Origin of the sequence: Deinococcus deserti VCD115, from assembly GCF_000020685.1 — a bacterium.
Taxonomy (GTDB): domain Bacteria; phylum Deinococcota; class Deinococci; order Deinococcales; family Deinococcaceae; genus Deinococcus; species Deinococcus deserti.
The window spans coordinates 2,048,700-2,074,597 of the sequence record NC_012526.1; the positions used below are offsets into that span (position 1 = coordinate 2,048,700).

Sequence of the window (25,898 nt, forward strand, 5' to 3'; positions counted from 1 at the left end):
CGGGCCAGGCCCAATGTTCTGGTGCAAGGATGGGTACGCACCTACCGCCAGACTGAGCGATCTGCTGGGTCAGGGTGGGCTGATTGCCGTGGCTGATGCGGACGCACCCGCTGGTCTCCGCTGGTCACCGGCCCCCTACAAGAACGCAATGCTTGACGAGGACGCCATTGACCGGTATCTGGTATGGCGCGCGGAGTCATTCCCGGCCAAACCTCAGCCCTGGGGACTGGACACCATCTATATCCTTCCGGCCCACACCGCTTCAAAACCCTGATCCTCTTTCAGCCGTTCGGGATGGTTATGGTTACGGACTAAATGCCGGTCATTGAAGCCACACCCATGTCCTGCAATGAAGCCGCCGCAAGATCTGGTTGCTGGCGGCTTCATTGTGTTGGGCTGATGCCTCCTGATCTACCCCGTGGAAATCGGAGTGGAGTTGGCGCCGGAAAGTCACAGGCGCACTTCAGGATTTCGCGCCAGGCCAACTTCCGGGCGCCATCGTGGACCTCGCCGGAGTGCCGACCTGCCGGTAACGGCCCGGTCCAAGCAGCAGAAGATGAGGTCCTGGATTCAGCCAGCCACTGGGATGCTCACGTCCTGCAGCCGCTCAGCCGACGCCTGGAGCCACCGTTCAGTTTCGGCCGGGCCAACCGGCCGGGCCATCAGATACCCCTGGACATGGTCACAGTTCAGTTTCCGCAGTTCGCGTAACTGATCAGAATGCTCCACCCCTTCAGCGACAACCTGCCAACCGGACTCGCGGGCGACGGCAACCATGGCGCGAACCAGCGGCAGCGTAGAACGTCCGCCCGGCCCGGGCTCGACCAGGCCGGTGATCAGTGAGCGGTCAATCTTCAGGATCTGCGTTGGCATGCGAAACAGGCGGCTCATGCTGGAGTAGCCGGTCCCAAAATCGTCGATTGCGATGCGCAGCCCTGCGCTCAGCAGTGCCTCGTACTGCTGCAGGTCCTCGTCATCCATCACCTCGCTTTCTGTGACCTCCAGGTCCAGGGCGCTGGGAGAGAGCCCATGAGTCCGCAGCGTCTGCTCAACGAAAACCACGAAGTCCGGCTGGGTGATCTGCCGGGGGGCCACATTCACACTGACGCGCAGATCAGGCCACCGCCCGCGCCAGACCTTGATCTGCCGGCACGCCTCATTCAGCACCCACGCGCCCAGATGGAGGATCAGGTCAGTTTCCTCTGCCATAGGCACAAAGCGGCCAGGCGGAAGCAGACCCAGCGTGGGGTGCTGCCAGCGGACCAGGGCCTCGACTGCAACGGGTGAAAGTGTCCCGGAGCTGACGATCGGTTGATAATGCAGCCGCAACTGCTCGCTGCTGATTGCTGCTCGCAGGGCCTGTTCAAAATCCAGACGTTCGGCAGCAGCGGCACTCAGCCCCGGCTCGAAGCGGCGCACGCTCCGCCGCTCGCGCTTGGCCAGATACATGGCAAGATCAGCATTTTTCTGCAGGGTCGTGACGTCCGTGCCGTCCTGCGGAAACAGGGCAATGCCGATGGAGGCGGTGACTGTCAGCTGACGCCCGGCCAGTTCGACTGGAACACTCAGCGCCTCCAGAATGCGCTGGGCTGCGCGCTCGGCGGCTTCATGCTCCTGAACGTTGCGCAGCAGCACAGTGAACTCGTCACCGCCCTGCCGGGCCACCAGGTCATGGTCACGTACACATTGAAGCAGCCGCTGGGCCACCTGCACCAGCAGGGCGTCACCGACCGGGTGCCCCAGCGTGTCGTTGACCTGCTTGAAATGATCCAGGTCGATAAACAGCACGCCCAGGGCGTCCTGCGTTCCCAGCACGGCAGCTTCCAGCGTGGCTTCAAAAGCTGCGCGGTTCATCAGCCCGGTCAGCGCGTCATGACCGGCCTGATAGGCCAGACGCTCCTGGGCCTCCTGCAGGGCCTCGTTGGCATGGGCCAGTTCGATGTTGCGCAGGCGCTCCTCGGCCGCGCGGTGCTCTAGGCGCTCAAGCTGCAACTGGGCAGCCAGCACCTGCGTCTTGTGCTTCAGCACATCCGCATGTAGCGAACGCTCAATCGCTTCGTGCTGGCGGGCATGCCACAGAGCCCGCTGATAGTCCCCCCGGGCCTCCAGGACAGCAGACAGGGCCTCATGGGCCTCGTTCTCGCGCTTGGTGGACTTGAGGGCCTGGGCCAACTTCAGCGCGTCCTGAATGCATACCTGTGCTTCTTCGTGCCGGTTGAGCGCAGTCAGGACCTGTCCTCGCGTGAGCAGCAGTTCGCATAGATTCTCACGCTCGCCAAGTTCCTTGGAGGCCGCGATGCCCTGGGTTGTCATCGTTACAGCTTCGTCCAGCCGCCCGAGCTTCAGGAGGTTGGCGGAAATATTGGCCAGCAGCAGGCACTCATGCTGATGATATCCGGCCAGCCAAGCCTGCTGGAGGGTCTGTTCGTTGAGACGCAGAGATTCCTCGTAGCGTCCCAGTTCATGGTGGTCAATGGCGGCATTGATGGACGCACTGGAGATCATCACCGGGTGCTCGATCCGTACGGCAATCTCCAGGGCTTCGAGATGATGCTTGAGGGCCTTGTCGTACTCCTTAAGGTCGATATACAGGTTGCCGATATTGTTCAGCGTGCGCGCCCGTCCCAGGTCGTCGTCAATGGTCTGCACCAGTTTGAGGCAGCGGAGATGCTGCTCGAGCGCCTGGCCATAGTTGCCGGTGATCGCACTGGTAATGGCCAGGCCATTGAGACAACGGACCACCACATGAGTCAGGTCAAGTGCCTCAGCACGCGAGAGACTGTCCTCAAAGGCTGCGTGCGCCTCCTGGTAGTTCCCCAGGAAGTAATGGGTGTATCCCGTCAGCATCTGCGCCCGGATTTCTCCAGTGACATACCCTACCCGCTGCGCAAGGACGCCGGCTTCGGTCGCCAGCTCCTGTGCACGGTGCATGGAAGAAGTCAGCACGGCGTCCGCCTGATCGTTGAGGGCGTCAACCTGTGCCCATTCGGGTGGCAGTGTAGAAAGCTCGGCCGGATGACCGGGTGTGCTCAACATGGACAATCTCCCAGAGGAGACTCTCAGGCCTCCTCATAACCCTGGCTGGTATCTGGGGCTAAGCCTAAAGCGCACGCCATAACAGTTTTCTGAAGTTCAGCACTCGTACCGAACTTCATATGTCTGCTCAGTGCCCGCTTCAGTACACGGTAAAGCCCGTCAGCTGCTCCAAGGCGTGCAGACAACCTGGGTGCTCTGCACGCCCGGCGCAGGTACAGTTGGCTCATGTTCGTGTACAGCCTTCTTCTTGGCGTTCCTCCGGTGGAGTGAGCGGCCGAAGTTGACCTGGCCACCCCCCGGAGGAACCCCTCCGGGGTTTTTCTTTGCCGACCTCTTGACCCGTTGTGCCCCGACAAGGAGTGCCCTGCCATGACCCAGCCTGAATCCTCCCGCATCCGCATATTCGACACGACCCTGCGCGACGGCGAGCAGTCGCCCGGTGTGGCCCTGGACCACAGCCAGAAGCTGGAAATCGCGCATCAGCTTGCCCGCCTGGGCGTAGACGTGATCGAGGCCGGCTTTCCGATCGCCAGCCCAGGGGACCTGGAGGGGGTCTCGCGAATTGCGCGTGAGGTGCGCGGGCCGATCATTACCGGGCTGGCGCGGGCCAACCGGGCTGATATCGAGGCTGCGGCGCGGGCGGTGGAACTGGCCGAGAAGCCACGGATTCACACCTTCATTGCCACCAGCCCCATTCATATGTCCAAGAAACTCAATCTGGAACCCGACGCTGTGGTGGAGCGGGCCATCGAGGCGGTTCGTCTGGCCCGCTCGTTTGTGGACGATGTAGAGTTCAGCGCCGAGGACGCCACCCGCAGTGACTGGGCGTTCCTGAGCCGGATCTTCAAGGCGGCGGTGGAGGCCGGCGCCAGCACCATCAACGTGCCTGACACAGTGGGCTACACCACGCCTCAGGAAATGCGCGAACTGTTTGCCTTCCTGAAAGGTGAACTGCCTGCCCACGTGATCCTGTCGGCGCACTGTCACGACGACCTGGGGCTGGCGGTGGCCAACTCGATCGCCGCAGCCGAGGGCGGAGCCCGTCAGATCGAGTGCACCATCAACGGAATCGGCGAGCGCGCGGGCAACGCCAGCCTGGAAGAACTGGTGATGGCCTTCCATACCCGCCGCGACGCCTACCCCTTCGAAACCGAGGTGCGCACACGTGAGCTGTACCGTGCCAGCCGCATGGTCAGCCGCCTGAGTGGCATGCCGGTGCAGCCCAACAAGGCCATCGTGGGCGACAACGCCTTTGCGCACGAGTCGGGCATTCACCAGGACGGCGTTATCAAGGCCCGCGAGACCTACGAGATCATGAACGCCGAACTGGTCGGCCGCGAGGCAGCGGTGCTGGTCATGGGCAAGCACTCCGGCCGGGCGGCCTTCCGCAAGGCCCTGACCGATCTGGGCTACGAGGTGGACGAGGAGCGGGTCAAGTCCCTGTTCGCACGCTTCAAGGACCTCGCCGACCGCAAGGGCCAGATCTTCGCCGACGACCTGCGCGCCCTGGTGGAGAGCCGCACCGACGTGCCGCAGACCTTCGTGCTGGAGGGCTTCCAGATTACCTCTGGGATGAACATGACCCCCGTGGCTTTCGTGCGTCTGTCCACGCCTGACGGCCCGGTGGACGCGACCGCACACGGCGACGGTCCGGTGGAGGCGGCGTTCCAGGCCATCAGCAAGATCACCGGCCTGAATCCTACGCTCGAAAGCTACCGGATTCAGGCGGTGACTTCAGGCGGCGACGCACTGGGAGAGGTCGCCATCGGCGCACGTTACGGCGAGACCACCCTGCACTCCACCGGAGTTGCCACCGACATCGTTGAAGCCAGCGCCCGCGCCTGGATTCGCGTCATGAACCAGATCGTGGCGGGGATGGGCAAGGCACGCACCATCACGGCCACAAGCATCTGAACTCCGGGAGCGGAGACGGCCCCAGGGGTACGCTCTGCCGGTCATGAACATTTCGGTCAGCAGCCTCGCTCCGCTCCCTATGGAACCTGCTTCATAGCCATCTACCGCGCGATCCACAAACTCGCCACCTGAACTGGTACCGGGCGACTATGCTCCTGTCTGCGCTCCCGTGTGCGGGGTGCAGGACGGTCCTGTGCCCCGGGGCCGTTCAAGGAGAGTGTATGGTGACCCGCTGGCTCTGCCTGCCGCTTCTCTTCAGCGGTATGGCTCTGATTTCATGTTCACCCACTTTCAGGACCATCAACGTGCAGCTCGTCGGTGATCAGAGAAATGCCGAGCGCCGCATGATCAAAGTTGTGGGTATATCTGGTCCCCGGGTCCTGTTTGCACAGACCTACAGCTGCGACCATAAAGACTGCTGGCCTACTACCGAAAAGCCGGAGCTCCAGTCTCTTTACGGCCCGGGAAGTTTTTCGACTCGGGATATGACCGCAGCTCAGCTTAAAAGGCAGACCAACCATCAGTCAGTCCTGCGCTGGAAGGGTCACGTCACGCACGCGTCGGTGGTGGTCAAGGCTGGCCTGTATTCGGGCAGGAATACAGAGATCAGCCGGGCCGAGAGGACCATGAATTCAAGCCTGTTCAGCCTGTGGGGCAACCAGCTCCGCGTCGTGGAAAGGGATTCGAGGCTCGAAATATCTACCCGCTGAATCCAGTTCCCCGGAGGTCCTCACCATGATTCTGGAAATTGCCCGGCCGACCATCAGGCCTGGACAGACAGCCGCTTTCGAGACGGCGTTCCGGGAAGCGCAGCAGATTATCCGGGGCATGTCCGGCTCTCTCCGGCACGAGTTGCAGCAGTGCCTGGAAGATGATCACCGCTACGCCCTGCTGGTCTGGTGGGAAACGCTCGAAGCCCACACCATGGGCTTTCGCAGCAGTACCGAGTATCAGCAGTGGCGGGCACTGATGCATCATTTCTACGACCCTTTTCCGGCAGTGGAGCACTTTGTTGCGGTTGCCGGTGTGCCTGCCTGACCTTATTCAGGGCGAGCACATGAAAAGATGGCCCCGTGAACTCTATGTTGTTACGGACTGCGCTGATCACAGGTATCGTGATTGGCGCGCTTAATATCGTATTTGCCGGCTTGCAGTACGGGTTTGGCACTCTCCCGGTGTGGTTTTATCTCGCTCAGCTGCTGCTGATTCCGGCGATGATTCTTCCCATGCGGTTTTTTCCTCAAGCGGCTATGACACGTGACTTCGCGCGGCGCGCGGCCATGTTCGGGTTGGGCTGGGCGGTGCCGTACGCCATCTACAAATTTGCCGGAGACGTCCTGAACCCCAATTTCAATCCGGCAGCCTCGCTGATTTCCTATCTGGTCATGGTTCTGGTTTTCGCCGTGCTGTTCGCAACCATTCGCAAGCCTCAGAACTGAAGTTCAGAAGAAGACCGGACCCAGCAAGATGGGTCCGGTTTGCTGTCACAGCGACCTGCCATCGGTTCATGACCCCAAACCACCGTTCCATGACCCCAGACCACCTGTGCGTTGGCATCCAACCCTCTTTCCCCGATGGGAACAAGGCAGCCTTCGCAGGAGCCTGACCGGATCAGCCGCGGGGGCCGGTCTCGTACACTGCGCGCCAGGGCCGGTAGTTTGTGGTTACCCGGTCGGTCCGCACTGTGCCTGCATCCTTGATGGTGCGGGTGATGTACAGGTTGTAGCCGTCCTGTGCCCAGTCCACCTGCCGCACAGCGCCGGCACGCATGCGCGGATTGACGACGTACTGAGCAGGTGGATGGGGCAGGCGCGCCAGAATGGTCGCGGGACTGACCACGACCTTGCGCGTCTGTTTGATCCCCCACACCTCCACGGTCAGCACACTCTTGTTCGGGTGGTCGATGGCCTTGATCAACAGGGGACCGCCAGTGTCGTTCTTCATCTTGAGATCGACGCCAGGGTCATAGACGGCAGCCTCAAAACCGATCTGCGGCTCGTAGTACGCCACACGGTAGGAATGCTGGTTGCGCTCGACCACAGGGAGCCCGGCCTGATAGAGCGCCCGGAAGACCGTGGTGCTGACCTGACACACCCCGCCGCCCAGGCCGTCCACCGTGCGGCCTCCGCTGATGATCAGGCCACCGACAAAACCGTTTTCCGGAGTAATACTCCCCAGGGCTTCAAGAAAGCTGAAGGTCTCGCCTTTGGCGACCACCGAACCGTGAATTTTGTTCGCTGCTGTGGCCACGTTGATCCGCCGCGCAGGACTGCTGCCGTAGTAGGTGCTGCGGCCCACCGTAATGAGTTCCAGCTTCTTGGGATCGGGCAACGCCGCTATGGTCAGGGTCGGTTTGCTGACTTTGCTGGCAAACACCACGTCCGCCTGCGCCGGATCAAGCACAGCTTTGCGGAACGCAGCGTAGGACACAGGCCGGTCTGTCACGACCCCTGCCTGCTCCCTGACCTTGACGAACTCCTTGCCTTTCGCGGTATAGCGGGCATTGCTCGCAGGCTGATCCACATGGTCGGTCAGGATACCGAAAGCAGCCTTGAGGGCCTTGTCGTCCGGGACAATGCCGTTTTCCCGGACCCAATACAGATTGGCCACCTGAAGCGCAGTCAGGGCGCCGCTGCGCTCCGTGCCTTCCAGCCGTGCAGTAAAGGGCCGCATGAGGGCATTGCCCTGCACCACGTGGGGGCGCAGATCCGCCGATACGATCCTGGCCGGCAAGCGGCGGACCGGAATATTCAGCACCGTCAGCGTGGGAGTTGCCGCGTAGGCCTTCACGGCGCTGGCCACATCAGTCTGCATCCCTGTACGGTCCGGCTTGACCACATACTTCAGACTGGTCTTGTCGAACACGACGCTGGCATCGCGCGGCTGTACATTCATCCCGGCCGTCAGGCGGTTGAGGGCCGCAGCCGCCTGCACCGGATCTACCTGTGCCACCAGGGGAAGCTCCTGCACGCTGCTCTGGCCCAGCAGATCCTGCACCCGGTCTACCATTCCGCGTTCTGCGGTGATTTTTTCGGCTGCCGCGATACTGGTCTCAGCATCGGCCCGCCATCCCAGCACGTCAGCGCCCACGGTCCAGGTGGTGCTCTCGGCCCTGACAATGACCTCGGGCGGCGTGATGGACCGGGTGCCCAGTGCCGCGATGGCCTGCTCGCGGGTCAGACCACCCACATCAACGCCCGCCACACGCAGACCGGGCGCAAGTTTTCCGGTGGACTGCGAAGCCGCACCCAATGCCAGCGCACTACCCAGCAACGCTACAGCCGATACTCCTGCCACCCAGAACTTCATCGGCTACAGCGTAGGGAATTTAGAAGGGCTCCATTTGAAGGTTTGGCACAGTCAGCCCTCATGCAGCTGCTTCATGAAGGAGGGCAGCACAGACCACTGCGGGCGGCGCTGTCCCAGTCGATCTCTGGGACAGCGCCGCCCGCACCTGAGCAGCGTTCAGCGCGTCGGCTGGCCCTCCTGCCGGGTCGCCAGTTCCGCCTGACGGTCAGCACGTGGGTTGACGTTTTCCAGCACCCGCGCAAACGAGGCCACCACCTGATCGATCTGCTCGCGGCTGATGGTCAGCGGCGGCAGGAAACGCACCACCAGCGGCGTGGCCGGCAGCGTCAGCACGCCTTCGTCGTGCTCCAGCGCGGTGATGTAGGGAGCACTCTTTTCCTTAAGCTCAACCCCGATCATCAGGCCCAGGCCGCGCACCTCACGGACCTTCGGCGAACCGATGGCACGCAGCTTCTCCATGAAGTATGCGCCCTTCTCACGGGCCTGCTCGGCCATGCCCTCGCGCTTCATGGCCCGCAGAACCGCCACGCCAGCTGCCATGGCCAGTGGGTTGCCGCCAAAGGTCGAACCGTGCCCGCCGGCAGGCATGCGGTCAGCCACGGCAGCGGTCATCGCGAAGGCCCCCACAGGCACGCCGCCCGCCATGGCCTTGGCCAGCGTGATGCCGTCCGGAATCACGCCGTAGTTCTCGCAGCCGAACATCTTGCCGGTGCGGCCAAAGCCGGTCTGGATCTCGTCGATAATCAGCAGGGCGCCGCGTTCACTGGTAATCCTGCGGGCCTCCTGCACGAACTCCAGGCTGGCCGGGCGCACTCCGCCTTCACCCTGCACGACTTCCAGGATGACGGCGGCCGTCTCGTCGGTCACGGCGGCCCGCAGTTCGTCCAGGTTTCCGTAGGTGATGAAGTCCACATGACGGTTGTCCACTGCCTCGCCGAAGGGCTCACGGTACTTCGGCTCCCAGGTAAAGGCCAGCGCGCCCAGACTGCGTCCGGCAAAGCCACGCTTGAACGCTACAAATCGCTGACGGCCCGTGCCGGTAATGGCAAACTTCTTGGCGGCTTCCATGGCCTCGGTGCCGCTGTTGCACAGGAACACCCGCTCCAGGCCCTGGGGCAGGACGCTGACCAGTTCCGTCAGAAATTCGGCGCGGCGGTCGTTGGGCAGGGTCTGGGCCAGCACCATCAGTCGGCCGGCCTGCTCCTGCACGGCGCGCACCACGTCCGGGTGGCTGTGCCCCACGTTGCCCACGCCGGCCCCGACCATGCAGTCGATATAGGCGCGGCCCTGATCGTCCCACACCACGGCGCCCTGTCCGCGGGTAATGACCACCTGATGCTTGTTGAACACCCCGCTGTCGTACTTCAGTTCGGCATCCAGCCATTTGCTCTGCGTCATGTTTGTTTCCTCCTCTGCCTTGCGCCCAGTGTAGGACGCTGCCGCCTCTCCCATAAGGAGCTGCCTTGCTGTGTGCCAGCAGCGCGGCGCGGCAGGTTCAGCACCAGCAGTCCTGACAGCACCACCGCCACGCCCAGCAGCGGCAGCAGGCCAACAGTCTCGCCGGCCACCGCGCCCCAGAACAAGCCCCAGACAGGCAGCAGGTAAGTGACAGCCACCACCTACGTCGGCGGGACCCGTGCAAGCAGACCGTAATACAGCAGGCAATCCCGCTGCCAAAAATTCCAAGCACCGGCATGGATCCTAGGGCTGTCACCGTCACCGCACCCGGCTGTGACCCCAGCGGTGCGAACTGGCTTTCTGCTCGCCTCTTCTGCGCTGATGCCAGCATTGGTCCGTGCGCGCCTGCTGCTCGACGGCGGGCATCCGCTGCCCGTACAGCGTGCCCTGACCCATCTGCTCATGCGCGGCGAGGTGGACCGGCACGTGCGCCGCACCCGGCGGTGGCACGCCCAGGTGCGCGCAGCCCTGACCCGGGACCTCACGGATCTGGCACCGCTGGCGCATCTGGGTGGCATCGAGGCCGGGCTGCACGTCTGCCTGCATCTGGCTCCCAAGCTGAACGCAGGCGAACTTACCCGGCGGCTGGCTGCCCGTGGGGTCTTTATCTCTCCGCTGGCTTCCTATACCTTCGCCGGTCAGGAGCCGCAGGCCCTGCTGCTGGGGTATGCCGGTCTGACGGCAGCGCAGGCCCGCGCCGGAGGCCAGGAGATTGCCCGGACGTTGCATGCAACTCCTGGCTGCTCCGCCCCGTATGAGCAGGCATGAGAAAGAGTTTCCATCTTCCCCTGCTCTCGGCCCTGCCAGCTCTTCTGGTCGCCTGCGGTGGTGACGACGATGACCTGAGCCGTTACAACCGGGTGGAGTATGCCAGTTACCAGCAGTGCATGGTCGCCAACCAGGCCTATATCGAGCAGGGCCTGGAAAACCCCTGTGCCGAGGAAGACGACGATCTGGACCTCTACAAGAAAAAGAAGTACTACGGGCCCTTCCTCTATTACACCGGCAGCGGCACCCGCTTCGTGGGCTACACGTCCTCAGGCGGAATTTCCCCGCGCGGACTGACCTATGACAGCAAGAAGGGTACCTATGGCAGCTTCAAGGCGCCCGTCAGCCGGGGCGGCCTGACCTCCAGCGCGCGGGGCGGCACCTCAGGCATGCTGAGCGGAGGCGGCTGATGCAGCGTCTGTCCTTCCCCCCCCGCCCCGAATGGGAAGCGCGGCTCAAGCAGGTCGGCTTTACCTGGTACGCCCCCACCCCCGAACATCCGGTGCCGTACTGGGGTGAGGACGTTGCCTACGCCTTTACGCCAGAACAGATTGCAGGGTTGCAGCGCGACGCTCAGGAGCTGACCGGACTGATACTGGACGCCACCGGCCACGCCATCGAACACGGCCGCCTGGGCGATCTCGGGATTCCGGCCTTCCTGCACGCGGCGGTACGTGACTCGTGGGACCGCGATGACCCGACGCTGTACATGCGCCTGGATCTGGCATACGACGGCCGGGGCCGCGCGAAGCTGCTGGAGGTCAATGCCCAGACGCCCACCAGCCTGCTTGAAGCCTCGGTGTGCCAGTGGCAATGGCTCGAAGACCGCCTGGAGGCCGCTCAGCTCCCGTCCGGCACCACCCAGTGGAACACCATCCATGAAGGTCTGCTGGAACAGTGGACGCACCTGCGAGAAGCCCGCGGCATCACCCAGGCGCACTTCAGTGCCGCGCGCAGTGACGAGGACATTGCGACCGTGACCTACCTCAGAGACCTCGCGCAGACACAGGGCGTTTCCGGATCGTTCCTGCTGGCCGAGGAGATCGGCACCCGCCCGGAGGATCCCTGGCTGCTGGACACCTGGAGTCTGCCGATCCACACCCTGATGTGGCTGTGGCCGTTCGAGTTTGCGTGGGAAGGCCGGGACGCCGCGCATCTGGCAACCACACAAACACGTTTTCTGGAGCCTCTCTGGAAGGCCGTGACAGGCAGCAAGGGGCTGCTGGCGCTGCTGCACGAACTTCATCCGGGCCATGACCTGATCCTGCCTGCCAGCCTCATTCCTGGGGCCTTAGGGCCACAGGTGGTACGCAAACCCCTGTTTTCGCGCGAGGGCCAGAACGTGACGCTGCCGGGCGAAACCACCACGCCCGGTGACTACGCCGACCTGCCCATGGTCGAGCAGGCCTACACCGAGCTTCCAGTGTTTCAGGCCTCCGATGGTCCGCGTTACCCGGTCCTGGGCGTGTGGGTGGCCGGTGACGAGGTCTGCGGACTGGGCCTGCGGGAAGGCCGGGGACGCGTGACAGACAACCGCGCCACCTTCGCGCCTCACATCGTCATGGAGCCGGGAGCATGAGCACTCCCCCGCTGCAGATTCCATTCCGCCTCCGGCTGTACGCCTTTCTGGATCCGAATGACGGCATGAGTGCGGGCGAGCGTCTGTTCAATGCGCTGCTCGCCCTTCTGATCGTGTCGAACGTCACCGTGACCATCCTGAGCACGGTCCCTGGGGTATACGAAGTGTATGGCCCCTCGATTCGAGCTTTCGACCTGAGCTGCGCCTTCGTATTTGGACTGGAATACGCGGCCCGCCTCTATGTGACGCCTCTGCGCCCCGGCTATGAGGATGGCTGGCGGGGCATGCTGCGCTACGCCCTGACGCCGCTGCCCCTGATTGATCTGCTGGTTATTGCGTCACTGCTGCTGCCGGGCAGCGCTGCCCTGGCCAGCCTGCGTGGACTGCGGCTGCTCAAGCTGCTTTCGCTGCTGAAGCTCGGACGCTATTCGGACTCGCTCCAGCTGATCGGCCGGGTGGTGCGGCGCCGGGCCGGTGAGCTGTTCACGACGGTACTGATCGTGGTGGTGCTGGTGTTTATTGCAGCCAGCCTGCTGTATCAGGTGGAGTCGAGTGCCGGTACCAAGGGATTTGAGAGCATCCCGCAGGCGCTGTGGTGGTCTGTCGTCACGCTGACCACCACAGGGTACGGCGACGTGTATCCGATGACTCCCCTGGGCAAAGCTGCGGCTGGCATGATCATGCTGTTCGGGGTGGGGATGGTCGCGCTGCCGGCCGGCATGATCGCCAGCGGCTTTGCCGAGGAACTCTCGCGCCTGCGCATGGAGGAAGAAGCGATCCGGGAAGAAGCCACGCGGGAAACCCGCGGCCACTTCTGCCCTCATTGCGGTGAGCGCCTGCCCTGAGGCCCGGAGGCAGATCACACAGCGCCGCCCCTGAACCCTGCGCGGCTTCCTTGGGACGGTGCTGTTATGCTCCAGCGCTTCAGCGCCGGCCTTTCACCGCCCACTGCTCTTCCTGAAGTCCGGCCGCATGGTTGGCGGCGCGCGCCATGGCAAACAGCAGGTCCGAAACCCGGTTCAGGTAGATCTGCACCTGCTCGTTGGCCTCTTCTTCGTGCAGCAGCCGGATAACCTCACGTTCAGCCCGTCTGGCCACTGCCCGCGCAAGGTGCAGTGCAGAGGCGGTCAAGGTGCCGCTGGGATGGACGAAATTACGGATGGGGGGCGCGCCGTCCGCATACCGGTCGATCATCGCCTCGATAAAGGCCACGTCCTGCGCGTCGATACGGCTGAGGTTCTTCTCGTAAGGGGTGCCGGTGCGGGTGGCAAGGTCGGCGCCCACATCGAACAGAGCGTTTTGCAGGTACTCCAGATCTGCGTCCAGGGCTGCATGCGGCTGATGGCTGCGGCCATTGTGGGCGCGCGCCAGACCGATGGCGCTGTTGAGTTCATCCACCGTGCCGTAGGCTTCCACGCGGATATGCGCCTTGCTCACACGGTCCGCGCCATACAGGCCAGTCTGGCCGCCGTCTCCGGTCTTGGTGTAAAGCTTCATGGCTTCAGGGTAGTGGGTCACAGGGCAAAGGGACGCGGATTGATTCCGCGTCCCTTTGCCCTGTGACCGGCCTCGCGTTAGAGCCGGCCGGTCCGGTCGGTCAGTTCGCGCAGCCTCTGGGCCAGATCAGGGCGCAGGTCCGGACCCCGGTACCGCCAGGTCCAGTTGTGCTCTCCCGTGGTGCCCGGCAGGTTCATGCGCGCCTCGGTCCCCAGATTCATGATGTCTTGCAGGGGCACAACCGCCAGATTCGCGCGGCTTTCAAAAGCCAGACGCATCAACTCCCAGGCGAAGCTTTCCTCGGTCGGATTGCTGCTGGTGTAGGTGCGGAAATTATGCTTTTCCTGGTCGTCGGCATGACGCCACCAGCCCCGGGTGGTGTCGTTGTCGTGCGTGCCGGTGTACACCACCTGATTCTCGCGAAGGTTGTGCGGCAGGAAATCGTTGACGCTGAAGTCTCCGCCGCCAAAAGCGAACTGCAGCACGGCCATACCAGGGAACTCGAAATCGTCACGCAGTTGTTCCACGTCCGGCGTGATCACGCCCAGGTCCTCGGCAATGATAGGAAGGTTGCCCAGTGCCCCGCGCACGGCGGCAAACATCTCGTGCCCGGGGGCCGGCACCCAGCGGCCATGCACGGCCGTTTCCGCCGGGAAGGGAATCTCCCAGTATCCGGCAAAGCCCCTGAAGTGGTCGATGCGGATCACGTCGTACAGCTTCAGGCTGCCCTGGAACCGGTCAATCCACCACTGATAACCGCTCTGGCGCATAGCGTCCCAGTTGTACAGCGGGTTGCCCCACAGCTGCCCGGTCTCGCTGAAATAGTCTGGCGGCACACCGGCAACCACGGTGGGCTGGCCCTGGTCGTCAAAGTAGAACTGCTCGCGGTTGGCCCAGGCGTCACTGCTGTCCATGGCCACGAAAATCGGAATATCGCCGATCACCTGAATGCCCTTGCCCCGTGCATATTCACGGATGGCGGTCCACTGGCGGAAGAACAGGAACTGAATGAAGCGCACGCGCTCCAGAGACTCGCTCAGGCTGGCACGGGCCGTAGCCAGGGCTTCCGGCTGGCGGTCACGCACAGCCGACGGCCAGGCATTCCAGGGCAGGCCCCCGTGAGCGTCCTTGAGGGCGGTGAACAGGGCGTAGTCATCCAGCCAGCTGGCCTCCGCCTGGATGAATGCCTCAAGCTCAGCGCGCAGGTGACTGGCTTTCCCCCCAAGAAACGCGGCGTGGGCCCGCTCCAGCATCTGATTGCGCCAGACATACTGCAGCCCGAAATCCACCTTGTCCGGGTTGAAGGCAGGCAGCGCCGCGAAGTCCGCGTCACCCAGCAGACCCTCCTCGCGGAGGGTAGTCAGATCAATCAGATAGGGGTTGCCGGCGAAGGCGCTGAAGGCCTGATAGGGGCTGTCGCCATACCCGGTGGGGCCCAGCGGCATGACCTGCCAGTAGTGCTGGCCGGCAGCAGCCAGCCAGTCAATGAAATGCCGGGCCTGTGTACCCAGTTCCCCGATGCCGTAGGGGCCAGGAAGGCTGGTAGGGTGCAGCAGGACGCCGCTCGAGCGTGGAATGGTCATAAGAGAGGCCTCCGGGATGAGAGCGGGCAACCTTTGACGTCACCCTATTTTGGAAGTGATTCCAGTTGGCGCACAGGATAGTACACCAGGCCTTCATACGCGCCGGGTCCAGCCCTTACTTGGTATTCAGAAAGTCCAGGATGGCCCGTGCCAGGGCCTGTGAGATACGTTCGCGGTAGGCTGCCTGCGCCAGTTTGGGGCCCTCGACCGGGCTGCTGCCAAAGCCCACTTCCACCAGGATGGCGGGCGTGGTGGGGTTGCTGATCACATAGAAAGCGTCGGTCTGCACGCCACGGTTCACGGCGCCCGTCGCCGCGATCAGGCGGGACTGCACCTTGTGGGCCAGATCGCGGCTGAAGGCAATCTTTGCCTGGGCCAGGATGTCCCCCAACATGTTCTGGGCGCTGGTGGACGCCTGCCGGGTCAGGGCCTCCCCCACCGTGCCTCCCCCGTTCTCCTGAACCGCGAGGCTGCGGTTGCGCCCGGCCATCGGCTGACCGAAGTAGAAGGTTTCGATGCCCTGCGCGCCGGGACCCGCTGCATTGACGTGAATGCTGACAAAGGCACTGACCGTGCCGTTCTTGGCCAGGCGTGAGCGGGCTTCGAGATCCTGGGACTTGTTGACACTCAGGTGACGGTCGGATTCACGGACCATCACGACGTCCACGCCATGCTTCACCAGTTCGGCGCGCGTTCGCAGGGCGATGTCCAGAGTCACCTCCTCTTCCGAGGTCCATGGACTTTGCGCGCCAGGGTCCTTGCCCCCATGTCCGGCGTCCAGCACCACGCGGGGGCGCACAGCTGGCTTTGCAGCAGGCGCGGGCGCTGTGCTCGCAGGCCTGGCCACGGCAACCGGCGTGCGCGTGCCCTGGGAATTCGGCGTGGCCGGTACTTTGGACGCGGCGGCGCTGGTGGGCACATCAATCACCAGACGGGCGTTCTGGCTCCCGCTTGCCGGCAACACCGAGGCTTTGGCCTGAGTGTGCCCCCTGGCTAGGGTCACCGTCACGGTCTTGCCCGCCACGGCGTAGGCCGTGACGCCCGAGGCATTCAGCGGCCCCTGCTCGGCTTTAAGAGAGACATTCAGCTGCACCGTGATGCTCTGTCCCTGGACTTTCACGCTGGACTTGGCGCTGGCAGGCAGGTCAAAGACGACCCGCGTGAAGCCATCGTGTGAACCGACACGCGGCGCAGCCTGGGCGCCGGGCACAAGCAGGGCGCCTGTCAGCAGCGTGCACAGCAGCATTCGGGACACCGGAAACCGGATGCAGGACTCAAAAGACGCGTTCACTGGCCAGAAGTGTACTCTCCAGCCCTGGACAGCAGGATGAAAAACCCGTCGCCTGAACCGAAGCTGACTGGCACCCTCACGCCGCTCAGTGACCCTCCCGTTAGGGTGCAGAACATGAGCACTCCTCCCCTGCCCCGCCGCACCCCTCTGCTGGCCGCGCTGACCGCCCTGAGTCTCCTGGGCCTGTCTGCTGTGGGACCGGCCGCGCAGGCTGTCAATTTCGGCGGCCTGAACGTCACTCCTCGCGGCGCCCAGAATCTCAACCTGGAGACGGGTGCCACCGATCTGCCACAAGGTGGGACCGCCACCGACGCCAGAAGCGGCATGAAGCTCACCGCTGCCCGGATGCAGATCCGCCCCGGCCAGACGCTGAGCGCCCAGGACGCGACCCTTACCACCCGGCAGGGCGGCACCCTGCACGCTGCTCAGGTCGTTTACGACCTGAAGGGCGGCACGGTCGTCGCCTCCGGAGGCGCCACCTACCGTGACTCACGCTTTAATGGCCTGAGCGCCCCCAGCATGGCGCTGTATGTCAAATCCGGCTTTGTGACCGCTGGCGGTGGCCTGAAGGCCAAGAGCCCGGCGCTCAGCGCTTCAGGCATGATCTTTGATCCGTCCACCATGCAGGTGCTGCTGACGGGCCCAGCCAGCGTGACGCAAGGTTCCGTGCAGGCCACTGCGGGTGCCGGTGAACGACTGGTGCTGGTGTTTGCCGGCAGCCGGCTGCTCCGTGCTGCCAGCCCAGACAACGCCACGCTCGCGCGTTTCCGGCCTTACTTGAAGTAAGAGTGGTGTGTGGTATCTGATAACACTGTTCTGATGGGGTAAAGCAGCTTCGGCTGAAAAGCAAAAGGAGGCCGCCGGCAGACACTCTGCCAGCGGCCTCTATGCGTACACCTTTCCTACGCGTTGGGCTTGAGCAGGTGATGCAGACAGTGGCCATAGCTCACGCCCTGACGGGCATCCACCACCAGATCGGCCACACTGAATTCCTGCAATACACCCAGCATGGCGTCGCGCATTCGCCGGTAGATACTGGCGCGTGCGTGGCAGCGGTCTTCCTCCACGCACGGCTCGTGCCAGTTCAGGCTGATACATGAGAGCGGCGCCACCGGTCCGTCGATGGCGCGCACAACCTCACACAGGCTGATCAGCTGGGGCTTGCGTGCCAGCGCATAACCCCCACCAATGCCTTTTTTGCTTTTTACGACGCCTTTGGCCGTCAGAGCAGCCAGGATACGCACCAGATAGGGGCGGTGCACACCGGTCGCGTCACTGATCTCCTCGCTGGAGATCCAGTGGCCCTCAGCCTGGGTGCCCAGGAACCCCAGAGCCTGAAAGGCATAGACATCGGTCGCTGAGAGCCGCATGTGCGGCAGTCTAGCGTGTCCAGGCCGCCCTCGACATGCTCCAGTTCCCAGCCGGGCGCCTCCCTTAAGTCTGACCTGGGGCGTTACTCGGGGTAGCGCTCGCGCAGATACGCAACGGCGACCGGGTCAAACTGGCCACCCGGCACCCAGCGCTCTTCCAGGTTCTCTGTGCCGTACAGCGCCCAGGCGGCAGTCTCGGTGGCCTCGTCCCACTCTCCCTGAGGCAGGCTCTGCGCGTAGCCCTGCCTCACCAGCAGCCCACGCAGCCAGCTCAACTCAGCCTCGTCGGGACGTCTGGCCGTTTCAGGACGACCGAACAGCAGGTCATGCACGTCCAGCAGGCGCGCGAGTTCGGCACAGGGATCGGGGTGATCGTCAGCACGCAGGTTGACCCAGTCGTCGGTCAGCCCGCCGTAACCGCGTCCTGGGCCCGCACACAGCAGCGCCGCCGACTGCCGGCCCCGCCGGTCTCCGCCCGCCTGATCGCCAGCCTGTAGCGCAGCGAACAGTCGGCGCGGCAGAGGCATTCCGGCCGCGTCCTGCCAGGCGCGGTGCATGGCCTGGACCACCTCGGGACCGGTCAGGATATTGCCCTGAATGGCCACGTCCGGCTCTGCGATACCGCCGGCCCAGGCGTGGCAGCCCTGGCCCGTGAAGGTCGCGCTGCGGCCGTCGGCGCCCACCAGCCCGAACTGCCGCTGCACGATGCCCGCGTCCTCGGCCTGAAACCGTGCGCTGACTTCCTCGGGCGAGAGCCCCCCGGACAGCAGCGCCAGTCCATCCGGACCGAAATTGGGGTTGACATAGCTCTGGGTGGCAACAGCACCGACGCCGCCACGAACAAACGGCACCAGGGCTCCCACAGCCAGGAACTTGCTGGCCACCGCCACACCCAGGTCGCCAGTCTTCGGATCACGGCCCACAATGGAGAAAGTCATACCCGGAGCGTAAGGCAAAAGCGGCCTGAAAAGCAGCCCTCGTTGAGAGCAGCCCGGTGGAACGAGGCTGTGTGCGTGCAAGAGGTTCTCCAGGCAGGAGGATGTGACTGCTCCGTGATGTGCAGGGTGGCCGCCTGCAAGATGTACCGCCGCATCCCGGGCACCTTCTGGACGTATCGAAGGACACGAACATGCTGAACGGTCCACCCGGCTTGCTCTAAATTTTTACTGCTGCAAAGGGTCACGAACAGAACAACCTGGATGGTTTTGTGCTTGTGGCTGTGCCTGCCATGCCGCAGGACAACCGCGTCACCCTTCACCTCAGGCAAGGCCCCTCCCTAAGCTGCGTCCACTTCATGCAGATGAATTTGAAGCAAATGGCGAGTTCCAGAGAACAGGCTCCGGTCCATAAGAACAGTGCAGGCCGTGTTAGCCTCCCCAGGATGACCTTCGCGCATGCCGTCACGGACCGCACCCGCCGCCTCCAGACCCGCCTGTGTGTGGGGCTTGACCCCCGCCTGGACGCCTACCGGGACGCAGCTCATCTGCGCGGGCATACCCTGGACGTTCTGGAGGCCACCGCGCCATACGCAGCCTGTATCAAACCGCAGCTGGCCTTTTATGAAGCTCTGGGCCTGGAGGGCATGAAACTGCTCGAAGAGGTCTGCGCCGCAGCGCGCACCCTTGGTCTGCCGGTGCTGCTCGATGGTAAGCGTGGGGACATCGGCAGTACGGCCCAGGCCTATGCGCAGGGCTGGCTGAGTGGGCAGCACGGGGGCTCGGCGCTGACTGTCAATCCCTTCCTGGGCTTTGAAACCCTGACTCCTTTCGTGGACACCGCCCGCGCGAACGGGGGCGCTGTGTTCGTGCTGGTCAAGACCAGCAATCCCGGGCAGGCCGACCTGCAGGGCAGCGGCATCAGCGAGCGGGTGGCCGACGAGGTCAGGCGCCTGAATGCTGCGGAACCTCAAAGCGAGTACCCCAGTGTGGGTGCAGTGGTCGGGGCCACCCATCCGGGTGACCTGGCCGCCTTCCGGGCCCTGATGCCGCGCGCCCTGCTGTTGCTGCCGGGTCTGGGGGCTCAGGGCGCACGCGCCTCAGACCTGAGCGGCGCCTTTGATCCTGGCGGCACAGGCGCCCTGGCCAGCGCGAGTCGCGGCGTGCAATATGCCCAGGGCCTGGATGTGCAGGCCAGCGCTGCTGCCGCACGCAGTTTCCGCGATGAGCTGAACGCTGCCCTGAAGCAATAAATTTGTCTCTAAACATCACACAGACTTAATGTGAGGTCTTTCACACTTGTTGACCAGCCAGTCAGGTCCGTGCCAGATTCCGCTGGGTACAGTGCCTCATGTACAAAGAAAGATGTGTGCGCGCCATTGGCGCTGTAGTTCTGTTTCCGCTTCTGCTGGGCTCTGCTGGAGCTGCAACCATCAAGGTAGCCTCGGTCAGCCCACTGTCTGGCAGTCTCGCGCCTATTGGCACCGAGGTCCGCCGCGGCGCAGAGCTTGCGGTGCAGGAGCAGATCCGCGCCTTCAAAACGCTTGGTCATGATCTGGTGTTTATGCCCATGGATGACCAGGCCTCTGCTACTCAGGGCACCCAGATCGGCAAAACCCTGGCAGCAGACCGCGCCGTTCTGGGTGTGGTCGGTGCCCTGAACTCCAGCGTGACCAACACCCTGGCCCAGGCCCTGGTCGCCTCCAACCTGGCTGTGATCTCTCCTGCCAGCACCAACGACACCCTGACCGAGAACAAATGGAAGAACTTCAGCCGTGTGGTCGCGCCTGACAGCGCCCAGGCCGTCGCCGCCGCCCAGTACCTGCAGAGCGAAGTCGGCGCCAAGACGGTGTTTGTGGTGTCGGACAACACCGCTTACGGCAACGGCCTGTCCAAGGTGCTGCAGACCAACCTCAAGCGCCAGAACATCGCGCTGGCCGGCTACGTGGGCGCCTCTGACGACGAGCAGATCGCTGGAGCCGTCAAGCGGATCAAGACCCTCGACCCGGACGTGGTGTACTTCGGCGGCACCGACGACGTGGGTTCCAAGCTGCTCAAGGCTATCCGCGCGGCTGGCATCAAGTCCCTGTTCATGGGCGGTGACGGTCTGGACTCCCCCAGCTTCATTCAGCGCAGCGGGATCGACGCCGCCGGTGTGGTCTTCAGTACCGGCTTTGGCCCTGTGACTGTGTTCTCCGGCGCCCCGGCCTTTACCCAGCGCTACCAGGCTGCCTACAAGTCCAAACCCAACGGTGTCTCGGTCTACGCGTACGACGCCATGAACGTCATGCTCGAAGCCATCAAGAGCAGCCTGACCAAAGGTGGCGCGCTGCCCAGCCGCATGCAGGTCTCCTCGGCTGTACGCCGCGTCAGCTTCCCGGCCTGCTTCGAGGGTTCGGCCACCAAGTGCAGCATTGTGTCGGGCGCAGTGGGCTTCGACAACACCGGCGAGCGCCAGCGTTCACGCGTCTTCATCATGAAACTGGATAACGTGCTGCAGGGACAGGTGGCCAAGGTTCAGACCGTGACCGCCGAAAGTCTCCGCTGATTCTTCCAATTCACCGAAAAAGCGCCCCAATTGCCGGGGCGCTTTTTCTATTGCTTCCTGCCCTTACAGCCTGAAATGCGCGGCCGGGCACAGGAGCGCCAGGGCTCATGCCTACAGCCAATCGGGTACTTTCGGCCGGCTGAATGGGAGATTGCTGACACCTATAAGGTCCAGCGCGTTTTCAGCTGCCGGCTGCAGAGCTCCGGATAGACTCGGGCGTGCACCCCCTACGCGCCGTGATTCTTGACCTGGACGACACCCTGTTCGATGACACGGCCTGCACCCACGCGGGTCTTGCAGCGCTGGCAGCCGAGCACGGCGTGCAGCACTGGACCTCCGAACGTCTCTTTGCCAGGCACGCCGAGCACATCCGTGCGATTGATCCACTCCTGTTCCGCGGCGAGGTCGATGCCCACGGCGCCCGCCTCCTGCGCATGACGCGTCTGCTGACCGACCTGGGGGTGCCCAACCCGGACGGCGAAGCTGCCACGCGAACCTACCGCACGGCTTACCGGGCAGCCTGGACCCTGCTTGACGGTGCTGTGGACCTGCTGAGCGGGCTCCGGTCGCGGGGCCTGCGCACAGCAGTCCTGACCAACTATGTGCGTGAAGTCCAGCAGGAGAAGCTGATCCACTTCGGCCTGGACAAACTGATTGACGTGACCCTGTGTATCGAGGACATGCCGGCACCCAAGCCGGATATCCGCGCGTATCACGCAGCCTGCACCGCCCTGGGTGTCGTCCCGGCTGAGGCTGTCATGATCGGTGACTCCTGGGAGAACGATGTCGAAGGTGCCCGCCGGGCCGGTCTGCGAGCAGTATGGGTCAACCGACATAACCGGCCCGCACCCGGTCCTGCTGTTCCTCAGGTCAGGCACCTCAATGCGGCCGGGGCCCTGATTGTCTGATAGCGAAGCGCGGATACCACAAGGGCAAGATCTGCCGCGGCATGCGGGAAGTGTGGGGGCGTACCTTCGGCTATCCGCTCAGGGGAGCGCTGGGCTTGTTCCAGCAGGATGTCTTCGACTCCACCGGGCGCCGATCTGGCAGGGCAGAAGAAACTCTGTCCACCTAGAGGCATCTGGAGGACATGTCAGGAGAGGAGCGCTCCACTTCGCACACCTTTGAATGCCCGTCGTAGACGCTTCCCCGCTGCTCGTCCTGGTCAGGCGTGTCAATGTCCAACCGGGAGTCGAGCCGCGCCAGCATTGTTCATGCGGCGCGGCTCAACTCTGGATTCAGGCGCACGTGCCTGGATGGTTCTGTGAGATCAGGCTGTAGCGGTGGCCCGTTCCTCGGCACCCTCACCGGCCAGGTGCAGCCAGGTGGTCAGCACCGAGTCGGGGTTGAGGCTCACCGAATCGATGCCCTGCTCCATCAGCCACCCTGCCAGCGCGGGGTGGTCGCTGGGGCCCTGACCGCAGATGCCAACGTATTTGCCTGCACGTTTGGCAGCCGCAATCGCCTGAGCCATCAGGATCAGCACGGCCTCGTTCTGCTCGTCGAACAGGTCGGCGACCAGCCCGGAGTCGCGGTCCAGCGCCAGGGTCAGCTGCGTCAGGTCGTTGCTGCCGATGGAAAAGCCGTCGAAGTGCTCCAGGAACTGGTCGGCCAGAATGGCGTTGCTGGGAATCTCGCACATCATGATGATCTTCAGGCCCCCATCTCCATCAACTGCACCGTCGCCGCGTTTCAGACCGTTGCGGGCCAGGATCTCGATGATCTGGGCTGCCTCGGCGACCGTACGCACGAAGGGAATCATGACCTGAACGTTGGTCAGGCCCATCTCGTCGCGCACGGCCCTGATGGCCTCGCATTCCAGCGCGAACGCGGCAGCAAAGTCGGCGCTGCGGTAGCGGCTGGCTCCACGGAAGCCGATCATGGGGTTTTCTTCCATGGGTTCGTAGGCCGGTCCGCCGATCAGATGCGCGTATTCGTTGCTCTTGAAGTCGCTGAGGCGCACGATGACAGGCTTGGGCGCAAAGGCCGCAGCAATACTAGCCACCCCCTCGGCCAGCTTCTCGCGGAAGAAATCACGGGGGGAAGCGTACCCGGCTGTTTTCTTCTCGATCTGGGCCTTGACGTCCTCGGGCACGTTTGGGTAGTCCAGCAGGGCGCGCGGGTGAATGCCGATCACGTTCGAAATCACGAACTCCACGCGCGCCAGGCCCACGCCCTCGTTGGGCAGTGCAGCAAAAGAAAACGCCCGGTCGGGCGAGGCCACGTTCATCATGATCTTCATGCCGACTTCGGGCATGGCATCGAGTTCCACGCGGTTGACGTGGAAGTCCAGGCGGCCCGCGTACACGTAGCCGGTATCGCCCTCCGCGCAGCTGACCGTGACTTCCTGCCCGCTTTTGAGTTCACGGGTGGCGGTGCCCGACCCCACGACAGCCGGAATGCCCAGTTCCCGCGCGATGATCGCGGCGTGGCAGGTGCGGCCCCCACGGTTGGTCACGATGGCGCTGGCGCGTTTCATGACGGGTTCCCAGTCGGGATCGGTCATGTCCGCCACCAGAATGTCACCGTCCTGCACGCTGTCCATCTGGGAGATGTCGGTTACGACCCGCACCACCCCGGCCCCGATGCGGTTGCCCACTGCGCGGCCCTCGATCAGGATCTCGCCCTGGCCGGTCAGCTCGAAGCGTTCCAGGGTGCGCCCGGCGCGGCTCTGCACGGTTTCAGGACGGGCCTGCAGGATGTAGATCTGACCGTCGCGGCCATCCTTGCCCCATTCGATATCCATCGGGCGGCCATAGTGGTTCTCGATGGTGACGCACTGGCGGGCGAGTTCGGTCAGGTCCTCGTCGGTCAGGGAAAAGGCGCTCTGCTGCGCTTGATCGACATCCACGACCTGCACGCCCTGTCCCTCGGCGTAGATCATCTTCTTCTGCTTGCTGCCCAGGGTGCGCCGCAGCACCGCGCGGTGGCCGGCCTGCAGCGCCGGCTTGTACACGAAGAACTCGTCGGGGTTCACGGCGCCCTGCACGACCATTTCGCCCAGACCGTAGGACGAGGTCACGAACACCGCGTCCCGGAAGCCACTTTCGGTGTCCAGCGTGAAGGCCACACCCGAGACCGCCAGATCGGTGCGGACCATGCGCTGCACGCCGGCCGACAACGCCACGTCAGCGTGCGCAAAGCCGTGGTGCACGCGGTAAGAAATGGCGCGGTCGTTGTACAGGCTGGCAAACACCAGGCGCACGTGATGCAGCACCTGCTCGATGCCGCGGACGTTCAGGAAGGTTTCCTGCTGCCCGGCGAAACTCGCCTCGGGCAAATCTTCGGCAGTCGCGCTGGAACGCACGGCCACGTCAGGCTCCACCCCACCCACGCTGAGGCCGGCGTAAGCCTCACGGATGGCCTGCTCCAGCGGGGCAGGCAGGCTAGCCTGCTCCACCCATCCACGGATCTCCCGGCCAGCAGCGACCAGGGCGTTGACATCATTCACGTCCAGCGCAGACAGCCGGGCGTTGATCTTTTCCTCGATCTGGTTTTCCTGCAAGAACAGGCGGAAGGCGTCGGCTGTGGTCGCAAAGCCTCCGGGTACACGCACGCCGGCATTGGCCAGACCCTGAATCATTTCCCCGATGCTGGCGTTCTTGCCACCAACAATCTCCACGTCGGTCATCCTTAGTGTTTCAAACGGGCGAATCATGTCCATGCGTTTTCTCCGTACTTGTGGGATTTCCCCCCGTACTGGCCAGGGGAGTTAGTGTCTTGAGGCCCGTGTAGTGTACCTGACAGTTCCACCCACCTGACTTAAGCCCCTCTGAACATGTCACCCTGAAGCATGACCGTACCGGCCGCCCGCACCGTCCTGATCGTGTCCGACCACACCGGCCTGACCGCCGAAAACATCGCGCGCGCGCTGCTGGCCCACTTTCCCGGTCATCCTCTGCGATATGTGCGCCGCCCATTTACAGCGGATGTTCAGGCCGCGCGCGACGTAGCTCAGGAGGTGCGCGATCTGGCCGGACGCGGCGAGCGGCCGCTGGTCTTTACAACCATTACCCGGCCGGAGGTGCTGCAGGAACTGCAAAGCGCCTCCGCGCAGGTCTTTGACCTCTTGACCCCAGGTCTGGACGTGCTGGAGCAGGAGTTCGGACAGCCGCCGGCGCGGCACATCGGCGGACATCACGACATGCACGACTCCAGCGAGTACCTGGGCCGCATGGAAGCGCTGGATTTTGCACTGGCGACCGACGATGGCATCGGAGAGCGCCAGTACGACCTGTCAGACGTGATCCTGGTGGGCGTCTCACGGGCGGGCAAGACACCTACCAGCCTGTTTCTGGCTTTGCAGCATGGCGTGCGGGCCAGCAACTACCCGCTGGCCGAGGACGACTTCGAACGTGAAGGTCTCCCAGCTCCGCTGGTCAGACACCACAGCAAACTGCATGGCCTGACCATCGAGCCCCGGCGGCTGCACGCCATCCGCACCCAGCGCAAGCCCGGCAGCCGCTACGCCAGCCTGGAACAGTGCGAGTTCGAGGTCCGGCGTGCCGAGCGCCTCTTCCAGCGCCACGGCCTGCCGATACGCGACACCACCAGCGCCAGCGTCGAGGAAATCGCAGCCGGGATTCTCAACTCGCTGCGGCGGGGGTAAT

23 protein-coding genes are annotated in these 25,898 nt (G+C 63.8%); 14 read left to right on the top strand and 9 right to left on the bottom strand.

The genetic code is table 11. The annotated features are described in order from the left end of the window. Positions 1-13 precede the first annotated feature (13 nt). A complete protein-coding gene (locus DEIDE_RS09690; protein ID WP_041227206.1) occupies positions 14-274 on the top strand; it encodes a hypothetical protein in 261 nt (86 codons plus the stop codon). 296 nt (positions 275-570) lie between these two features. Here the strand turns inward: DEIDE_RS09690 and DEIDE_RS09695 are convergent, their stop codons facing one another. Next, entirely contained in the window at positions 571-3,036 is a 2,466-nt protein-coding gene (locus DEIDE_RS09695) for an EAL domain-containing protein (RefSeq protein ID WP_012693780.1), read from the bottom strand. A 369-nt stretch (positions 3,037-3,405) separates the two neighbouring features. On the opposite strand from DEIDE_RS09695, the gene DEIDE_RS09700 reads away from it, so the two are divergent. From DEIDE_RS09700 to DEIDE_RS09715, 4 genes are all read left to right on the top strand, one after another. Then, complete coding sequence (locus DEIDE_RS09700) at positions 3,406-4,950, top strand: 2-isopropylmalate synthase (protein WP_012693781.1); 1,545 nt, start codon at positions 3,406-3,408, stop codon at positions 4,948-4,950. Positions 4,951-5,171: 221 nt separating this feature from the next. After that, positions 5,172-5,660 carry a hypothetical protein gene (locus DEIDE_RS09705; RefSeq protein ID WP_041227207.1) on the top strand — a complete coding sequence of 163 codons (489 nt, stop codon included), beginning with the start codon at positions 5,172-5,174 and terminating at the stop codon, positions 5,658-5,660. Between the two features lie 25 nt (positions 5,661-5,685). Further along, complete coding sequence (locus tag DEIDE_RS09710) at positions 5,686-5,988, top strand: antibiotic biosynthesis monooxygenase family protein (protein ID WP_012693782.1); 303 nt, start codon at positions 5,686-5,688, stop codon at positions 5,986-5,988. Positions 5,989-6,032: 44 nt separating this feature from the next. Then, positions 6,033-6,389, top strand: coding sequence for a hypothetical protein (locus DEIDE_RS09715; RefSeq protein ID WP_242402899.1), 357 nt, complete (start codon positions 6,033-6,035; stop codon positions 6,387-6,389). Between the two features lie 172 nt (positions 6,390-6,561). On the opposite strand, the gene DEIDE_RS09720 is transcribed toward DEIDE_RS09715, so the two are convergent. Then, the gene (locus DEIDE_RS09720) at positions 6,562-8,259 is read right to left on the bottom strand and encodes a VanW family protein (RefSeq protein WP_012693784.1); all 1,698 of its coding nucleotides are present in this window, start codon (positions 8,257-8,259) and stop codon (positions 6,562-6,564) included. Positions 8,260-8,415: 156 nt separating this feature from the next. Then, the gene (locus DEIDE_RS09725) at positions 8,416-9,657 is read right to left on the bottom strand and encodes an aspartate aminotransferase family protein (RefSeq protein ID WP_012693785.1); all 1,242 of its coding nucleotides are present in this window, start codon (positions 9,655-9,657) and stop codon (positions 8,416-8,418) included. Between the two features lie 381 nt (positions 9,658-10,038). On the opposite strand from DEIDE_RS09725, the gene DEIDE_RS09735 reads away from it, so the two are divergent. The 4 genes from DEIDE_RS09735 to DEIDE_RS09750 are packed head-to-tail and all read left to right on the top strand — an operon-like array spanning position 10,039 to position 12,909. Further along, complete coding sequence (locus DEIDE_RS09735) at positions 10,039-10,485, top strand: aminotransferase-like domain-containing protein (RefSeq protein ID WP_162485439.1); 447 nt, start codon at positions 10,039-10,041, stop codon at positions 10,483-10,485. Next, entirely contained in the window at positions 10,482-10,895 is a 414-nt protein-coding gene (locus tag DEIDE_RS09740; RefSeq protein ID WP_012693787.1) for a hypothetical protein, read from the top strand. The genes DEIDE_RS09735 and DEIDE_RS09740 overlap by 4 nt, the downstream gene beginning before the upstream one ends. Continuing rightward, complete coding sequence (locus DEIDE_RS09745) at positions 10,895-12,064, top strand: glutathionylspermidine synthase family protein (protein ID WP_012693788.1); 1,170 nt, start codon at positions 10,895-10,897, stop codon at positions 12,062-12,064. Before DEIDE_RS09740 ends, DEIDE_RS09745 begins: the two co-directional genes overlap by 1 nt. Next, a complete protein-coding gene (locus DEIDE_RS09750; RefSeq protein WP_012693789.1) occupies positions 12,061-12,909 on the top strand; it encodes an ion transporter in 849 nt (282 codons plus the stop codon). Before DEIDE_RS09745 ends, DEIDE_RS09750 begins: the two co-directional genes overlap by 4 nt. Before the next feature lie 79 nt (positions 12,910-12,988). Here the strand turns inward: DEIDE_RS09750 and DEIDE_RS09755 are convergent, their stop codons facing one another. From DEIDE_RS09755 to DEIDE_RS09765, 3 genes are all read right to left on the bottom strand, one after another. Continuing rightward, the gene (locus tag DEIDE_RS09755) at positions 12,989-13,561 is read right to left on the bottom strand and encodes a cob(I)yrinic acid a,c-diamide adenosyltransferase (RefSeq protein ID WP_012693790.1); all 573 of its coding nucleotides are present in this window, start codon (positions 13,559-13,561) and stop codon (positions 12,989-12,991) included. Between the two features lie 77 nt (positions 13,562-13,638). Then, positions 13,639-15,144: a 4-alpha-glucanotransferase gene (malQ, locus tag DEIDE_RS09760; protein WP_012693791.1), complete on the bottom strand. Its 1,506-nt coding sequence runs from the start codon at positions 15,142-15,144 to the stop codon at positions 13,639-13,641. A 115-nt stretch (positions 15,145-15,259) separates the two neighbouring features. Beyond that, positions 15,260-16,435 (bottom strand): N-acetylmuramoyl-L-alanine amidase family protein, encoded by a 1,176-nt coding sequence (locus DEIDE_RS09765; RefSeq protein ID WP_242402900.1) that lies wholly within the window; start codon positions 16,433-16,435, stop codon positions 15,260-15,262. 114 nt (positions 16,436-16,549) lie between these two features. Between DEIDE_RS09765 and DEIDE_RS09770 the strand changes: the two genes are divergently transcribed. Next, positions 16,550-17,221, top strand: a complete 672-nt coding sequence (locus DEIDE_RS09770; RefSeq protein ID WP_012693793.1) for a hypothetical protein — start codon at positions 16,550-16,552, stop codon at positions 17,219-17,221. A 116-nt stretch (positions 17,222-17,337) separates the two neighbouring features. Here the strand turns inward: DEIDE_RS09770 and DEIDE_RS09775 are convergent, their stop codons facing one another. After that, positions 17,338-17,805 carry an Rrf2 family transcriptional regulator gene (locus DEIDE_RS09775; RefSeq protein WP_012693794.1) on the bottom strand — a complete coding sequence of 156 codons (468 nt, stop codon included), beginning with the start codon at positions 17,803-17,805 and terminating at the stop codon, positions 17,338-17,340. 83 nt (positions 17,806-17,888) lie between these two features. After that, entirely contained in the window at positions 17,889-18,743 is an 855-nt protein-coding gene (locus tag DEIDE_RS09780; RefSeq protein ID WP_012693795.1) for a DUF1028 domain-containing protein, read from the bottom strand. 443 nt (positions 18,744-19,186) lie between these two features. Between DEIDE_RS09780 and pyrF the strand changes: the two genes are divergently transcribed. The 3 genes from pyrF to DEIDE_RS09800 all read left to right on the top strand — a co-directional run bounded on the left by pyrF (position 19,187) and on the right by DEIDE_RS09800 (position 22,196). Further along, positions 19,187-19,993 carry an orotidine-5'-phosphate decarboxylase gene (gene pyrF / locus DEIDE_RS09790; RefSeq protein WP_012693796.1) on the top strand — a complete coding sequence of 269 codons (807 nt, stop codon included), beginning with the start codon at positions 19,187-19,189 and terminating at the stop codon, positions 19,991-19,993. Positions 19,994-20,091: 98 nt separating this feature from the next. Further along, positions 20,092-21,288 carry a branched-chain amino acid ABC transporter substrate-binding protein gene (locus DEIDE_RS09795; protein WP_012693797.1) on the top strand — a complete coding sequence of 399 codons (1,197 nt, stop codon included), beginning with the start codon at positions 20,092-20,094 and terminating at the stop codon, positions 21,286-21,288. Between the two features lie 218 nt (positions 21,289-21,506). After that, positions 21,507-22,196, top strand: coding sequence for an HAD family hydrolase (locus DEIDE_RS09800; protein WP_012693798.1), 690 nt, complete (start codon positions 21,507-21,509; stop codon positions 22,194-22,196). 362 nt (positions 22,197-22,558) lie between these two features. Here the strand turns inward: DEIDE_RS09800 and ppsA are convergent, their stop codons facing one another. Then, entirely contained in the window at positions 22,559-24,952 is a 2,394-nt protein-coding gene (gene ppsA / locus DEIDE_RS09805; protein ID WP_012693799.1) for a pyruvate, water dikinase, read from the bottom strand. A gap of 129 nt (positions 24,953-25,081) precedes the next feature. Here ppsA and DEIDE_RS09810 point away from each other — a divergent pair, with 129 nt between their 5' ends. Beyond that, entirely contained in the window at positions 25,082-25,897 is an 816-nt protein-coding gene (locus DEIDE_RS09810) for a pyruvate, water dikinase regulatory protein (protein WP_012693800.1), read from the top strand. Position 25,898: the final 1 nt, after the last annotated feature.

What these genes read in the sequence shown, in the direction of transcription:
- DEIDE_RS09690 (WP_041227206.1), top strand. Translation starts at nt 14, where the DNA reads ATGTTCTGGTGCAAGGATGGGTACGCACCTACCGCCAGACTGAGCGAT.
- DEIDE_RS09695 (WP_012693780.1), bottom strand. Translation starts at nt 3,036, where the DNA reads ATGTTGAGCACACCCGGTCATCCGGCCGAGCTTTCTACACTGCCACCC.
- DEIDE_RS09700 (WP_012693781.1), top strand. Translation starts at nt 3,406, where the DNA reads ATGACCCAGCCTGAATCCTCCCGCATCCGCATATTCGACACGACCCTG.
- DEIDE_RS09705 (WP_041227207.1), top strand. Translation starts at nt 5,172, where the DNA reads ATGGTGACCCGCTGGCTCTGCCTGCCGCTTCTCTTCAGCGGTATGGCT.
- DEIDE_RS09710 (WP_012693782.1), top strand. Translation starts at nt 5,686, where the DNA reads ATGATTCTGGAAATTGCCCGGCCGACCATCAGGCCTGGACAGACAGCC.
- DEIDE_RS09715 (WP_242402899.1), top strand. Translation starts at nt 6,033, where the DNA reads ATGTTGTTACGGACTGCGCTGATCACAGGTATCGTGATTGGCGCGCTT.
- DEIDE_RS09720 (WP_012693784.1), bottom strand. Translation starts at nt 8,259, where the DNA reads ATGAAGTTCTGGGTGGCAGGAGTATCGGCTGTAGCGTTGCTGGGTAGT.
- DEIDE_RS09725 (WP_012693785.1), bottom strand. Translation starts at nt 9,657, where the DNA reads ATGACGCAGAGCAAATGGCTGGATGCCGAACTGAAGTACGACAGCGGG.
- DEIDE_RS09735 (WP_162485439.1), top strand. Translation starts at nt 10,039, where the DNA reads ATGCCAGCATTGGTCCGTGCGCGCCTGCTGCTCGACGGCGGGCATCCG.
- DEIDE_RS09740 (WP_012693787.1), top strand. Translation starts at nt 10,482, where the DNA reads ATGAGAAAGAGTTTCCATCTTCCCCTGCTCTCGGCCCTGCCAGCTCTT.
- DEIDE_RS09745 (WP_012693788.1), top strand. Translation starts at nt 10,895, where the DNA reads ATGCAGCGTCTGTCCTTCCCCCCCCGCCCCGAATGGGAAGCGCGGCTC.
- DEIDE_RS09750 (WP_012693789.1), top strand. Translation starts at nt 12,061, where the DNA reads ATGAGCACTCCCCCGCTGCAGATTCCATTCCGCCTCCGGCTGTACGCC.
- DEIDE_RS09755 (WP_012693790.1), bottom strand. Translation starts at nt 13,561, where the DNA reads ATGAAGCTTTACACCAAGACCGGAGACGGCGGCCAGACTGGCCTGTAT.
- malQ (WP_012693791.1), bottom strand. Translation starts at nt 15,144, where the DNA reads ATGACCATTCCACGCTCGAGCGGCGTCCTGCTGCACCCTACCAGCCTT.
- DEIDE_RS09770 (WP_012693793.1), top strand. Translation starts at nt 16,550, where the DNA reads ATGAGCACTCCTCCCCTGCCCCGCCGCACCCCTCTGCTGGCCGCGCTG.
- DEIDE_RS09775 (WP_012693794.1), bottom strand. Translation starts at nt 17,805, where the DNA reads ATGCGGCTCTCAGCGACCGATGTCTATGCCTTTCAGGCTCTGGGGTTC.
- DEIDE_RS09780 (WP_012693795.1), bottom strand. Translation starts at nt 18,743, where the DNA reads ATGACTTTCTCCATTGTGGGCCGTGATCCGAAGACTGGCGACCTGGGT.
- pyrF (WP_012693796.1), top strand. Translation starts at nt 19,187, where the DNA reads ATGACCTTCGCGCATGCCGTCACGGACCGCACCCGCCGCCTCCAGACC.
- DEIDE_RS09795 (WP_012693797.1), top strand. Translation starts at nt 20,092, where the DNA reads ATGTACAAAGAAAGATGTGTGCGCGCCATTGGCGCTGTAGTTCTGTTT.
- ppsA (WP_012693799.1), bottom strand. Translation starts at nt 24,952, where the DNA reads ATGGACATGATTCGCCCGTTTGAAACACTAAGGATGACCGACGTGGAG.
- DEIDE_RS09810 (WP_012693800.1), top strand. Translation starts at nt 25,082, where the DNA reads ATGACCGTACCGGCCGCCCGCACCGTCCTGATCGTGTCCGACCACACC.